The organism is Paraburkholderia piptadeniae (assembly GCF_900007165.1).
In the GTDB taxonomy this organism is placed as follows: Bacteria; Pseudomonadota; Gammaproteobacteria; order Burkholderiales; family Burkholderiaceae; genus Paraburkholderia; species Paraburkholderia piptadeniae.
Map to the genome: position 1 here is coordinate 28,748 of NZ_CYGY02000062.1, position 13,884 is coordinate 42,631.

Annotated in this window: 12 protein-coding genes; 4 read left to right on the plus strand and 8 right to left on the minus strand. The window is 58.6% G+C overall.

Annotated elements, in window-relative coordinates:
* The first annotated feature begins 98 nt into the window (after nt 1-98).
* On the plus strand, nt 99-1,244 hold the full coding sequence (locus BN2476_RS29880) for a hypothetical protein (RefSeq protein WP_143811073.1): 1,146 nt from the start codon (nt 99-101) through the stop codon (nt 1,242-1,244).
* 76 nt (nt 1,245-1,320) lie between these two features.
* Here BN2476_RS29880 and BN2476_RS29885 read toward each other — a convergent pair whose 3' ends face one another.
* The 4 genes from BN2476_RS29885 to BN2476_RS29900 form a co-directional block, all read right to left on the minus strand.
* Nucleotides 1,321-3,483, minus strand: coding sequence for a hypothetical protein (locus BN2476_RS29885; protein ID WP_143811074.1), 2,163 nt, complete (start codon nt 3,481-3,483; stop codon nt 1,321-1,323).
* A gap of 51 nt (nt 3,484-3,534) precedes the next feature.
* On the minus strand, nt 3,535-4,797 hold the full coding sequence (locus tag BN2476_RS29890) for a DUF1972 domain-containing protein (protein WP_087737861.1): 1,263 nt from the start codon (nt 4,795-4,797) through the stop codon (nt 3,535-3,537).
* Nucleotides 4,798-4,938: 141 nt separating this feature from the next.
* Entirely contained in the window at nt 4,939-6,309 is a 1,371-nt protein-coding gene (locus BN2476_RS29895; RefSeq protein WP_087737862.1) for an undecaprenyl-phosphate glucose phosphotransferase, read from the minus strand.
* A 57-nt stretch (nt 6,310-6,366) separates the two neighbouring features.
* Complete coding sequence (locus BN2476_RS29900; protein WP_087737827.1) at nt 6,367-7,371, minus strand: helix-turn-helix domain-containing protein; 1,005 nt, start codon at nt 7,369-7,371, stop codon at nt 6,367-6,369.
* A 467-nt stretch (nt 7,372-7,838) separates the two neighbouring features.
* On the opposite strand from BN2476_RS29900, the gene BN2476_RS29910 reads away from it, so the two are divergent.
* On the plus strand, nt 7,839-8,990 hold the full coding sequence (locus BN2476_RS29910; RefSeq protein ID WP_087737829.1) for a porin: 1,152 nt from the start codon (nt 7,839-7,841) through the stop codon (nt 8,988-8,990).
* Nucleotides 8,991-9,102: 112 nt separating this feature from the next.
* Here the strand turns inward: BN2476_RS29910 and BN2476_RS29915 are convergent, their stop codons facing one another.
* The gene (locus tag BN2476_RS29915) at nt 9,103-9,690 is read right to left on the minus strand and encodes an NUDIX domain-containing protein (RefSeq protein ID WP_087737830.1); all 588 of its coding nucleotides are present in this window, start codon (nt 9,688-9,690) and stop codon (nt 9,103-9,105) included.
* Nucleotides 9,691-9,771: 81 nt separating this feature from the next.
* Between BN2476_RS29915 and BN2476_RS29920 the strand changes: the two genes are divergently transcribed.
* Nucleotides 9,772-10,623: a DeoR/GlpR family DNA-binding transcription regulator gene (locus BN2476_RS29920; protein ID WP_087737831.1), complete on the plus strand. Its 852-nt coding sequence runs from the start codon at nt 9,772-9,774 to the stop codon at nt 10,621-10,623.
* A gap of 18 nt (nt 10,624-10,641) precedes the next feature.
* Here the strand turns inward: BN2476_RS29920 and BN2476_RS29925 are convergent, their stop codons facing one another.
* Nucleotides 10,642-11,049 carry a polyketide cyclase gene (locus BN2476_RS29925; RefSeq protein ID WP_087737832.1) on the minus strand — a complete coding sequence of 136 codons (408 nt, stop codon included), beginning with the start codon at nt 11,047-11,049 and terminating at the stop codon, nt 10,642-10,644.
* A gap of 436 nt (nt 11,050-11,485) precedes the next feature.
* Between BN2476_RS29925 and BN2476_RS29930 the strand changes: the two genes are divergently transcribed.
* The gene (locus BN2476_RS29930) at nt 11,486-12,436 is read left to right on the plus strand and encodes a peptidoglycan DD-metalloendopeptidase family protein (protein WP_087737833.1); all 951 of its coding nucleotides are present in this window, start codon (nt 11,486-11,488) and stop codon (nt 12,434-12,436) included.
* A 90-nt stretch (nt 12,437-12,526) separates the two neighbouring features.
* On the opposite strand, the gene BN2476_RS29935 is transcribed toward BN2476_RS29930, so the two are convergent.
* Both BN2476_RS29935 and BN2476_RS29940 read right to left on the minus strand, forming a co-directional pair.
* The gene (locus BN2476_RS29935) at nt 12,527-13,345 is read right to left on the minus strand and encodes an alpha/beta fold hydrolase (protein WP_087737834.1); all 819 of its coding nucleotides are present in this window, start codon (nt 13,343-13,345) and stop codon (nt 12,527-12,529) included.
* Between the two features lie 62 nt (nt 13,346-13,407).
* Complete coding sequence (locus BN2476_RS29940) at nt 13,408-13,806, minus strand: hypothetical protein (protein ID WP_087737835.1); 399 nt, start codon at nt 13,804-13,806, stop codon at nt 13,408-13,410.
* Nucleotides 13,807-13,884 lie beyond the last annotated feature (78 nt).

Here is a 13,884-nt window from a genome sequence, read left to right on the forward strand (position 1 = left end):
GAGTGATAAGCGCGACAGGGGAGCGAGTCTATCTGCTAGACAGGATTCTCTTTTATCTTTGGCTACTAGTGCCTGCATACCAGTATTCGGATCTCCACGTGCAAAATTCGCGTGTGGGGTTTTGGGGAATCGCCGCGCTGCTCATCTTCCGGATGACGATGCGCGATTTGCTGCGCGGGCGCATCGTTCTCGCTTCCCGGGGCTTGTTCATCCCTTTCACGCTGGTGTTCGTATGGAAGTTTGTCGAGCTGGTCCGCTCGCCTGGTCAACTAAGCACCGCGCTCCTGTTCTTCGTCGATTTTCTGGTTACCTACGCATGCTGCCTGCTGGTCGCGCCCCGCATTTTTTCGGTGCAAACCTGGCTCGTCGAGTTCCGACGCGTCAACCTGTTCGCGCTTGGACTGGCGATTGTCGCGCATCCGTTTATCCCCGACCGGACGGACATGGCAGGGTGGGACAAGGGTGCAAGCTGGGCGTTCGCCCACCCGAACATCGCGGCCATGTATCCGCTAGCGATCTATTTGATAACGATCATCATGTTCGGCATGCGGGTGAAACGCAGGCCGCAATCGTTCGACGTGCTCTGCGTCGCGTTCAGCGTGGTCACGCTTACGTTGACGGGCTCACGCACGACGCTGGCAGTCCTGGTTGTCGCCACCTTGCTCTCGCTGTTCAACGTGATTGTGTTGACCTATGTGAGGTACACGCCAGGCCGCGGTGCAAAGGCTCTTAGTGTGCTACTGAAGCTATGCGCGGTGGTTGGCATCGCGGGCGGCGTGTATTTCGCATACGTGTCGCTGGGCGCTCAGGTGATCGATGACAAACTCAGTGGCCGCTTGTCGTTCGCCGTGCAAGTCCTTTTGTCCGCGAACGACCTGGTGTTGGGCGTGGGTCTGCTCCCGCCGGGTTCGAATCTGCTCGCCGACAATACAACACGCGGCGCAGGAATCGACGGCCTTTACGCCAACCTCGTCTATGGGGAGGGATACGTCGGCCTCGTCATCTTCGCGATTGCGATGTTCGGATTCCGTTGCATGGCGTCCTTCGATCGGCGTTGCAGTGCATTCTTCGGCGTAGCGCTCGTGAGTGGCCTGCTGTTCGGCGTGACGGAGACCCACTTCTGGCTTCTTGCGAGTCCGTTGACGACGCTCGTCGCCGTGCTCGCGTCCACGCTCGGTACACGGGCCGGCGGCCGCGCCATCGTGAGTCTTGGCGCGCGCCGCTGCCGCACTCGTCCAGCGTAAGGCCCTGTGCGCATGAAGGAGGTTCGCCGTGGCGTGTCTGATCTGCTTCGGTCGCGATCCGTGAGTGGTGCGAACGCTAACGCCGGATTGAAATGACGTAGGTGGCTGAGAAAGACTGTTCTGCGCGGTTGACGTCGAAAATCAGGCTTCCATCGACGGTAGAGATGTCGATGGAGCGAAGTGGCTCTCCGCGCATATCGAGCGCGATGACGGTCGCGTGTCTGGCAGCGGTTTCGACACGGATCGTAGCCGCAATTCGTTCCATCTGCGTAGGTCCAGGCACCTGATAGAGGCTTGCCGATGGTGCGCCGCCGTGCTCAGGGGCGATTGTCTGCCATGCCCCAAGCGAGTCGACCGGCTGCAGGCGTTGCGAGCCTGCCGCGCCGGTGCCCATCGTCGCACCCGGAATTGTCAGCAATAGACGAGTGGAGTCAACGAGCGGTTTTCCGTCAAGACTTGTGAGAAAGACGGTTGCAAAGTCGCGGTTATCTGGCGAAAGTGTGACGCCGAGCACCGACGACTTCACTAGTTGACCGGCTTCAAGATAGCCTGACACTCCCGCGGCATACGCCGATCCGAACGTGAATTGCCGCAAGGTGCCGTCATAAGCGAAATACGACGATGTACGGCCGGCCGCCGCCGTTTGCCGGCCGGCCGTAGTTCCGTTAGCGATGGATACCTGCCGATGCATCGCAAGTGCGGACTCTACACCGAAATGCTTCCACAGATAGGGCGCCAGATTACCTGCTATCCGGTTGGCGGCAGCGATGATACGGTCATCGCGGGGCAAGGTGATCGTCAATTGCGCGAGCGACGTGTCTGGCGGTAGCGAACGGAAATAGGCCGAGCATTGCGCGAACTGAATGAGCTTGGTCAGGTCACCCCGCAGGCTGAAATCGGACGGCGTGGCGGCGGACCAGTCGCGGTCGTGCGCGTAGTCGTAAAGGATCAGGCCGTCCCAGTCTTGTGAGACCGCAAATTGCGTGACCGTCGGCAGCAGATCGGAACCCTGTTCGTTGGGCCAGGCCTGATTGAACTCGCTAATGACGAAGGGCCGCCGTGCGGATCTCGCGAACGCCGAATTTAACAGTGTCTCAATTGGCGAGTCGCCGAGCCAGCCATTCGAGATGCGCCAGTCCGTCCAGTCCCATTGACGGTGCGGGAAGAAATAGTGGTCGACGTAGAAGTGAGCGTCGGTAAAGGTCGCGGCGCGATTGATGTCGAAGTTCGCGAACCCGCCGTGGTTCCAGCGTCCTGAGTGGATGATCTGCGTGCCGGAGATTGGAACATCGTCACCGAGCACGTTTTTGACCACCGCGACCATGCGATCGATGTAGCGTTCGTCAAGTTCGACAAAAAAGCGCGCGGCCGCGCGCGCGTCATTATCAGAAAGTCCTGATCTCGATAGGGGAAGAGGCATCGCGTGGAGATGAAGGTACGCCCGATAGGCGGCCCACTGCTCGCACAATTCAGTGCGGAACCGGCCCGTGACGAGTGTGGGCAACGTATCTTCCTGCCAGGCGTCGATCAGTGTCGACTCATTGTTGATCTCGACGAGCGCTAGATCAGGGGAGCCTTGCAGACGCAGCGCGGAAAGCAGGGTCCTTGCGTAGGTTTCCTGCCACGCCATCATGTCGGCGTCGAAGATCGGCAGCGGTTTGCTTTGTGCTGGGATGTGCTCGCCTCTTCTGGTCGCAGGGAAGGCATGATTGGCGAACAAATTCAGATCAACGTAGATACCGTGACGCCCCAGTTGCGCAATGAAGCGAGACAAGGTCTGAATCGCCTGCGGATCGAGTTGTGGACGAACGGCATCGACCAGTACGCCCACTGGGCCGGCCGGATCATGCTGCGCGGGCTGATCGATCGCGTGGAGGCGGACGATGTTCACGCCCAACGCGGCGAGTCGTTGCGCCAGTGCTTCGCCGTCGTCATCGGACGGAAAGTTTGCTGATAGCGCGAGCGATACGCCGAAGAAGCGAATCCGCTTGCCGCGATTTGCCGTCGCAGGATCGCCGACCGTGTAGAAATGACCGTCGCGTATCACGACTCGGTCCTGTGCACGGAGTGGGGCTGCGGCTCGCGTGGTGTCATAGACCAGTTCCGGCTTGAACGCGGTGGCATCGACGGCTTCGTAGCGGACCGAGTCTGCACCATACGACTTGCAGCAACCAAGCACCAAGGCAATGACAGCAACGCCAATAGGCGCGAAGCAAGTACGATCGAGGCACTGGTTCATGATATGCGGAAAGAGAGGGTGCGAAGTTGCAGATGACAATCGACGCAGTGCTCAATCGACCTTCGTCTCCAGCATCTTCATGCTCTCAGCATTCACCATCCCGGAATCTCCGCTTGCTGCCGGCACACGCAGATCGAACGCCGCCGTGTGTTCTGCGGCAACTGGCACCGACACGGGCTGTATCGGCGAACGGCGTTCGGCGCCATCCAGATGCCGATCCAGCAGCGCCTCATACTGTGCCAGCACGCTATCCCATCTGAACGCACTTTCAAACCGCTGCGTGCTCGCCAGACTCATAGCCCGCGCCGTTGCCGGATCTGCAAGCAAGGCGGAGATGTGCAGATCGCAGTCTGCTTCCGTCGTAAAGAATTTCGCTTCAGGTCCCGCTACCCAACGATTGAAGACGTTATCATGCGCAATCACTGCACTCCCTGCTCCGAGAGCTTCGACAAGCGACGGATTTGTGCCCCCGACGCGATGTCCATGCGCATAAAAATGCGCGTGCCGCCGCAGCGCGCACAGCACAGTCTTATCGTATATTGCACCGGGGAACAGAACTTCCTCGCTTGCCGCATCTAACACCTCGCGGTGGTAAGAGTGGGTATCAGGATCGTATTTTCCGAGCACGACGAGTTTTGCATCGCGTGGTCGCCGGGAAAATGCCGTCACGATGTCCAGCACTGAGTTTTCCGGTTCTGGCCGCGCTATGACCAGGCCGTAAACTGCGCCTTCCAATCCCAACACGTCCAGCGAAGAGCGATCAACGTCGCCGACAGCGTCCGCGCCATACGGAATCGTCGTAATTTTGCGTCGCTTGACGCGCGTAGCCAGATGGGTGGCTATCGCTGGATGGTCAGCGATCAAATGATTTCCTGACCAGCATCCGATTCGCTCGTTGAGCCACAACCAGACCTGCTCATGAAACTTCCATTTATCGCGTCGCCACTCCAGTCCATCCATGTTGATCAGATTGGTGATGCCGTGCCAGCGTAAGTACGTGCAAAAAATTGCCGTGTTATAACCAAGCGTAAGGACGAGTGTAGGGCGTCGGCTTACGACATTCCGTACTGAATTCCAGTCGAATTCGATCGTCCCTAACGCCCCTGCGCGACTCACCGGAATGACAATTCGATTGACGCCATGCCATATATCTTCAATCGTTTCGGATTGTCCAATACCACCCTGACAATAAACGGTGACTTTCCAACCGCGTTTAGTCAGGTAAAGCGCAAGTCGCTCAGCAAAGGTTTCAAATCCACCGTGATTTGCCGGGATTCCACGAGTACCTAATATGGATATCTGTTTGAGTGACATATCGTGTATCACATTATCCTAATAATCTGCATCAGGTCATCTTGATTTGAGAGGCTGATTGGGGATGGCGATAGAGGTAAGTGAAGCACATTTTTGACGACGTCTTCGATTCCCGTATCGTTAAAATTATGAAAGTACGTATCAGTAAGCGCTGCTGCCCATGAAACCTTTCACAACAGTCAACGCGATAATCTTCACATCCATCCAGAACGTCCAATGCTTGATGTAATAGATGTCGAACTTGACTCGCGCTTCCATCTTCTCAATCTCCGCCGTCTCTCCTCGATATCCATTAATCTGCGCCCAGCCCGTTATTCCAGGCTTGATCCGATAGCGGAACATATAGTGCTGAACTAGATTCTTGTAATACTCGTCATGTTCGACCGCATGCGGACGTGGTCCGACAATCGACATTTCACCTTTTAGAACATTAAAAAACTGAGGTAATTCATCGAGACTCGTACTTCGTAAAAAGTGTCCAACTTTAGTGACACGCGCATCTCCCTTGCGTGCCTGAACGACAGAGCCTGGTTGATTTGCCCCATCGAACATCGTGCGAAATTTATAGATTGAAAAAATATCGCCATTCGCACCTTTACGGTGCTGCCGAAATAGAACTGGACCTGGCGACGAAAATTTAACCGCAATTGCTATTGCAAATAAAACTGGGAAGATAGCAAGTAGAGCGAATAAAGCGAACACGCGATCGAATATTTCTTTAGGCAGGACGTCCCAACCCCGCTCAGGCGTAGCCAGGACGTTCAGGACCGGAACACCGCGAAAGTCGCCAACTACAGGCCAAACAGGCATGCTCTCTTCAAAGAGCGGCAGCACACGAATATTGATGAACTCGTCCCGAAATTCTTCGATCAGGTGCTCGACAGAAATCGGCTCAAATGGCGGGTTGACGATCCAGATTTCCCTAAGCTTTTTTACCCGTACAAGCTGCTTGAACACACTCAATTCGCGCACCACTGGGATCTGATCGATTATGGTATCGTGTGGAAGTGAAGGATCGAAAATTACCTCTGGGAGGAAGGCATCACTCGTCTCCTGAGCTATCCGCATGAGCGGATCACCATTCGCTGCGGACGACGCGACGACGGCGATTCGCGCCGGTGCGAATCGCCGCGAGCGCAGAAGTGATGGCAAAGCGTGGATTGTGCAGCGTCCAGCGACAAGCGCGCATGCGGCTATTGCCGTCCACCACAACAACCAATGTCTTCGCAGTTCGCTGCCCGGATAGGCATGTGATAACGCAGCTAGAACTAGTTGGGCGAAAAACCATGCGAGCAGGACGCGCATGACACTGGCGAGCGCAGAATCATAACGAAAGGGCCGGTAAACGCTGATAAACCGAAACGTTATAAATGGAAGCATGAGCCCGAGCAGGCCCATTAGACCGTCAATGTGTGAGAACGTAGTACTGTCGTGAAAGACGATGCTTTGCGAAATATAAGCAGCCCCCGAAATACAGAGAAAGTCGGTGGCTTTTGAAATAGGTGTCAGCATCGGTTGTTCGGCCAATGACATTCAGAATACGCAGCTTCTTCTTCCCAACAAACTGGCTCACGTCTTTGCACAAGCAGAACGCAGCCGACTCCGATACTCTGTCGGCGAAATGTGCCAAACTTGCCGGAACAACCGTGCAAGACATTCCCCGCTCGTTAGCCCACACCGCCTGGCAATCTTGTCGACAGGCAGATCGCTCGATTCCAGCATGGCTGCAGCCAGCTTGACGCGCGAACGCCGGAGATGCTCAGAAGGCTTGACGCCCATTTCCGCGCGGAAGTGCCGCAAGTAAGAGCGGTCACTCATTCCCGCTGTTTGGGCGGCGACCATAATTGAAATCGACTTGTTGCAGTTGCGAGTGATCCACCGCGCACTTTCGTGAATCTTTTGCCTGATCGATTTGCCGTTATCGCTCGTGATGACAGCAAGCTCTGGCTGATTTATATCGGGCAGCAACTCCAGAACACGACGCAAAACGGAAACGCCTAAATCCCGTCGGATTATTTCGAGTGCCTGCCGGATTCCGGAGCGTGGCATGGGATCGTGCGGGGCAGTGACGCTCCCAGTGTCCATAGCGCCCAAGTCACTTGAAGCAGTCTGTTTGCCTTCGGCAGACCAACGACTTGAGCCCCTCACTGCGGACAGCAACGCGTCGCCGTTCCCAATAGCGAAGACCTCGTCTGCTTCAACTGCCGCGTTGCCAAGCCATCCACGGGATTGCGTATGCAGGGTGGCGTCGACGACCGTTTCGCCACTCGCGAGGAAGAGCGCCCGTGCTTTACCCAAAAGTTTGACCGATTGTGTCAACACGTCGATGTGCGCCGAGCTGGATATACAACCGCCTTGGATGGAAATGAACGCGGTGCGGTAGGTGGGCGCATCGACGTGCTCGAGCGCGAGAACGTGATTCGCCTTATCGAAGACATCGACGATTTCTGCCACGGGCAACATCGAGAATCCGTCGAAAACGATGATTCCAATAAGGTGTACGGGGCGACTAGCAGTTGAATTGGGCACGGCGTGGCGTGAACTGTATGAATCAGGACAATGAGTCATCTTCATCAATGCATTCCCTGCTGCGTAACGGCGCCGTGACACATGGTGACCAGGAGTGTGAGGCGAGATTCAATACGCGCTTCAACGGACGCCAGATAAAGGTGCAGAGAATACAAAGACGATTCGACACATCAAATCAGACAATTCCGATTCACCTTGCGACTGTCTCTGAGAAGAGAGTTTTAACGGACGTGATTCACGTCTCGTTAGAACTAATCTGACAGACCCATTCAATCACACGGATTGACGCACCATTCGTGGGCATTTCACAACGAATCTCACACCTGTGAATGCTTCAACTGGACTGCCCCGATTAGCCAGGGCAGCATCTCGTCCGCTGCATGCGCTGTGAGTCATGAGCGCATGCAGGTATGTCGTCAGGAAGCTTTCGTAATAGTTAGCATCGCGAATAAATAATCGTGACAAGCAGAACCCGCCAAATCACACCTCTACCAACAAACGGAGATCGTTCAATGAAAAAACAGGTCATCGCATTGGCCGCCACCGCCGCGTTCACCGCTCCCGCCTTTGCACAAAGCAGTGTCACGCTGTATGGCGTGATCGACGAGGGCATCGACTATACGAACAACGTCGGCGGCAACAGCGTAGTCGAGTTGCAAAGCGGCTACGCGCAAGGCAGCCGCTGGGGCATGAAAGGCGCGGAAGACCTGGGCGACGGCAACAAGGCGATCTTCCAGCTGGAAAACGGTTTCGACCTGAATAGCGGCCGGCTCGGTCAAGGCGGCCGCATGTTTGGCCGCCAGGCGTATGTCGGTCTGTCGAACGACAGGTTCGGTACGGTCACATTCGGCCGTCAATACGACTCCGTCGTTGATTACCTTGCGCAAACGACGTCGAACGGCAACTGGTCCGGCTACCTGTTCTCGCATCCGTTCGACAACGACAACACGGACAACTCGTTCCGCGTCAACAACACGATCAAGTACGCGAGCCCCGACATCGCGGGCTTCCAGTTCGGCGGCACGTACAGCTTCAGCAACGACACGAACTTCGCCAACGACCGTCAGTACAGCTTTGGCGCGCAATACGCGACGGGCGGTCTGCTGCTCGCTGCAGCGTATCTGCAGGCAAACAACGCGGGCGCGACGACGGGCGGCGCGATCGCAACCAACGACGCCAGCTTCTTTGCGCAACGCATGCGCGTGTTTGGTGCGGGCATCAACTACACGTTCGGCTCGGCGACGGTCGGCTTCGCGTACACGAACTCGAACTATAAGAACCCGACGGGCAACGGTTATCTGGCTGACCCGGCCGCGATCGTCGCGCCGGGCGCGACGCTAAATACGCTGAAGTTCCAGAACTTCGAGCTGAATGCGAAGTATCAGGTCACGCCCGCGTTCTTCGTCGGCGGCGAATACGTGTACACGATGGAGAACTACGATGCATCGACGGGTGGCGTGAAGCCGAAGGTCCACTCGGTCGGCTTGATGGCGGACTACAACGTTTCGAAGCGCACGGACTTCTACGTGCAGGGCATGTACCAGAAGGTCGCCGGCGACAAGACGAACTCCATCATGGACAACGCGTTCATCCTCGGCACACAGGCTCCGTCGTCGACGGCGAACCAGTTTGCGTTCCGCGCAGCGATGCGCCACAAGTTCTAAGCGTCATGTAGAAAGCGACATTCGTGTCGCGAGATTCCCACGCATTGCCCGCCGCGCTTCATTCGAAGTGCGGCGGGCTTTTTTATGGCGCCGCGATTGCGAGCGCGCAAGTTCATTCCCGAAACAGATGCAAGGCCGCGTACTGCAGCAGCATGATGGTCTTGCCGTCCATGATCTCGCCTCGCGCAACCATCGTAAGCGCATCGTCGAGGGGCAATTCGAGCACTTCGATGTCTTCACCCTCGTCGACGACTCCGCCGCCTCGGCCCACTCGCGCACCCGCGTCGTATTCGGCGACGAAGAAAAAGACCTTTTCCGTCACCGAGCCCGGACTCATGAACGCCTCGAAGATTTTGCGCACCGATTGCACGCGATAACCCGTTTCCTCTTCGACCTCGGCGCGAATCCTTTCTTCCGGCGACGCCTCTTCGAGCAAGCCGGCGGGCGTCTCGATCAACATCCCGTCATGGCCGTTGACGAAGGCGGGGAAGCGGAACTGGCGCGTCAGCACGACAGTCCGGCGCCTCGGATCGTAGAGAAGAAGCGTCGCGCCGTTGCCGCGGTCATAGGTCTCCCGGCTCTGCCGCTGCCAACAGCCGTCGGCGCGCTGATAGTCGAAGGTGGTTTTCTTCAGCACGTACCAGTCGTCGGATAGCACTTGCACGTCGACGATACGCACGCGTTCGGCGGTCTCGTTCATGCGCACTCCTTGTCGCGAAGGCCAGAATCGGGGGCGGCGATTCCGTAAGGACGCGGCCCGAATAGGCCGCGCGGTCGAATCATGGTATCGTGCAGATTCATGCAAAATCAAGAAAAGTCGTGCATTCTCACGCAGGCTCCAATTAGCGGCTCTGTCCCGGCGATTCAGGCAAACCCGATGCTGACCTCTCAACGCAAGAAGCTGATCCTCGATGCGCTCAAGCGCGACGGCCAGGTTCTGGCAAAGCCGCTGAGCAAATCGTTCGGTGTATCGGAAGACACAGTGCGGCGCGATCTGCGCGAGCTTGCTGCCGAAGGCAAGTTGCAGCGCGTCCATGGCGGCGCTTTGCCGTCGTCACCGGCCGTGGCGGACCTGGCGAAGCGCTGGTCGATCGGCTCGGAGGCGAAGGCGGCGATCGGACGGGCTGCCGCGCAGATGATCGCGCCGGGGCAGATTGCGATCGTCGACGGCGGCACGACCGCGATCCAGTTGGCCCGCCACCTCCCGATCGATCTGCGCGCGACAATCGTCACGCACAGTCCGAGCATCGCAGTCGAACTGGCGGAACACGAAGCACTCGAAGTCGTGCTGATCGGCGGGCGGCTCTTCCGTCATTCGATGGTGACGGTGGGCGCCGCCGCCATCGATGCGCTCAGCCACATTCGCGCCGACCTCTACTTCATGGGCGTGACGGGCGTTCATCCCGACGCGGGGCTCAGCACGGGCGACCTGGAAGAGGCGTACATCAAGCGCGCGCTTGCCGCGCACGCAGCGGAGACGGTTGTGCTGGCATCGTCGGAGAAGCTGAACGCCGCGTCCGCCTACAAGATCGCGGACATCGACGCCGCCAGTACGATCGTCGTCGAGAAGGGCACGCCTCATGAAGCGACCGCGCCCTTCGGTGCGCTCGGCGTGACGATCGTGCGTGCATGAAGCGATGCGCGCCTTGCGCTAGCGCTTATCGAGAAACCGCTTCAGCGCGGCGAGATCGCGCTCGACCCATTGCGCGTCGGCGGCGAATCGCGCGTCGCTCATGTCCGCCGTGCGCAGCAGCGTGAAGAGCACTTCGGTGCCGTCGCCGTTTGCGATGACGCGCATCGGAATGTAGATCTCGTCACCGTGTTCCGTCATCACATAGTGATCGAGCACGCCATACGGATTGTGCGGCGTGAAGCGCACGGTGACGGGGCGGCCGTCGGCGCTTTCGAAGGTCCACAGCGAGCCTTCGCCGCGCAACGGCTTGCCGAGCCCCGATGCCCACTGCGCGAATGACAGCGGGTGCTCCATGAACGCGTACACTTCGCGCCAATCGCGCGCGATCGACACGCTGATCGTTTTCGATTCGACAGAGCCGGTCATGGGTTCGTCTCCACAAGGGGCAACGGCGGGGGCAACGGCGTGCGTCTCAAGTTTCGCGCGCGTCATGCCGATATGAGATTGAGCGGTTGCCCATGACGCTTCGACGCCCGCGCGGCGCTCGCCGCAGGGCGGGGCAAGCAAAAAAACCGCCGTTAAACATTTCATTTGTATCAGAGTGTTCGGGCCGCCGGCTTTTCGGGTGCACGCACTCTACAATGCGGATTCATTTTAGACGGTTAATCTGGCCCTTTTGACGGAAGATCGCATCACGTTTGACGCGGCTCCGTCAGGGCATCGGCTGGTTCCGGCACAGTGCCGGAAGGTTGCAGCCGCAAACAAGGCGGCATGCCGCGCCACCGTCAGCGAGTGTCGGTCGACACCTGCTGGGCAGGCAGAAGCGCGCATCCGGTCTTTAACGAACAATGCGGGAGAGCAGATGTCGATGAGTGGACTCGGCAAGACGTGGGCCAGTTTCGCGAGCTTTACACTCGCCTTGATGCTGGGTGCCTGTGCGCACGTCGGCGAGCAGAACGCAAATAACAATGACGCGGCCGCGAGCAATCAGACGGCCGCCAATCCAACGCCCGTGCAACCCGCGACGCAGATGGTCGCGCAGCCCGTGCCGCCCGTTATGTACAAGGTGCGGCGCGGCGATTCGCTTGCCCGCATTGCGCGCAGCCGCAACGTGACGGTCGCGCAGATCGTCGCGTGGAATCATCTGAAGCCGCACGCGCGCTTGCGGACCGGTCAGTCGCTGAAGGTGTCGTCGCCGGATGCCGTCAAGATGGTCGCGGTGCCCGTCGCATCTTCTTTGGCTTCGAACGGATCGACGTCGGGCGTCAATGCGAACGCCGGCAATGCATCGGGCGCGACGATCAGCAGCGCAACCGGCGGTGATTCGAATGGCGCCAACGGCTCGAACAACGCCCAGAGCACGACGGCTTTGGCCGCTGCGCCCGCGCCGAGCGCCGCCGAAGCGCGCGAAGTGAACGCCGAAGTGTCGCGTCACGCGAAAGCCGTGTCGTTGATCTGGCCGGCGCAAGGCAGCGTCGTCGAGGCTTTCCAGCCGGGCGAAACGCGCGGCATCGAAATCGGCGGCAAGCCTGGCGATCCGATCCGCGCCGCAGCGGACGGCAAGGTGATGTATGCGGGCACGGGGCTCAACGAATACGGCAGCCTCATCATCGTCCAGCACAACAAGGACTTTCTGACGGCCTACGCGCACAACCGCAAACTGCTTGTGAAGACGGGCGACATCGTGCGCAAGGGGCAGCAGATCGCCGAGATGGGCAGCGAGAACAACTCGCGCGTCTCCGTGCTGTTCGAGCTGCGCCACGACGGCAAGCCGATCGATCCAATGCCTTTTCTGCCGCATCAACGCAGCTGATCGAGCCGTTTCAACGCGTGCGAGGAAGATCGGCCTGAAGGCTCCGGCGAAAGAAGCTCGCCGGAGCCTTGCTGCGTTTGCGTCCGTCGCTCAATCGATCCAGCGCATGACTGCGGCGACGATGGCCTCGGGCGCGTCTTCCTGCATCAGATGTCCGGCGTTCGGCACGGCCTGAAAACGCGCGCCGGGCACGAGACCCGCCAGATGCCGCCCGCGTTCGATGGGAATCCATTGATCGTCTTCGCCCCACAGAATCTGCGTGCGGCAGCGTATCTGCGGATAGCGCACTTCGACTTCATCCGTATAGCGCTGATCCATCTGCGCGATCTGACGATAAAAGGCCGGCTGTCCGATGTCCCCGAGCCAGGGCTCGACATAGGGTGCGAGATCGTCAGCGGAAATCGGCCTCGCGACCGCGCCGCGAATATACGCATCGACGATTGCCGCATGAATATACGCGGGCAGGCCAGCGAACACCGCCGCGTGCTCGCGCACGTGCCTGACGAACGGCGAGCCCCAGGGCGCGACGGCAACCGGGTCGATCAGCGTCAGGCTTCGATATTCGCAGCCATCGATCAGATGCGCGCGTAACGCCGTCGCGCCGCCGAAATCATGCGCGACGACATCGGGCGCATCCAGCTTCCAATGCGCGAGCAGCGCGGCCAGCACGCCGTTCTGCACGCCGAGCGACACGTCCTGGCCTTCGCGCATTTCCGATTGTCCATAGCCGGGCAGATCGTAGACATACACTTTGCGTTCATGCGCGAGATGTGGCGCGATCCGATGCCATACCCACGACGAAAACGGCGTGCCGTGAATCAGAACGATCGGCGGACCGTCGCCGAACGTTCGATAGCGAACTGCCTGATCGCGGTATGTGAAGGTCTGATCGAGCGTCCATTGCTTCATCGGTGTTGAGCTCCGTTTCGCAAACCGCGCGAGCGCGATTCGTTTCGATGGATCACGATGGATCACGCCACTTCGATCGACTTCAATATTGGCGCGACCTGTCCATGTGCATGAAGTATCTCGGGGCTGTTCTGCAAGATCTGCCGATAGCGCGGCAGAAACAGATTGCCCGGCGCATCGTCGGAGAAAAGGCCCACTATCGATTCCACAGCCGCGATGCGTTCAACGGAAGTCGCTTCGTCGTTGTCGAGAATCTCGTCGACATTGGCGATCACCGTCGACAGCGAAGTGAGCCAGCGAAAGCCCGAACCGTTGATCAAGACCTGCAGGAACGCGGCGGGCGTGACAGGCCCGAACTCCTTTTCATACGATGCGCGCTCGTGATCGAGTATCGCTTTGTGCAGCACGAGCAGCGGCTTGCGAATGTCCCCAAGAAACTGAATGGCGCGTTGGTCGTTCATCGTTCGACTCCAGGGCGAGAGCTTGCACGGCTATTACACGCGACATCGGACATCGGCGCAATCGGTATCGGGCGATGG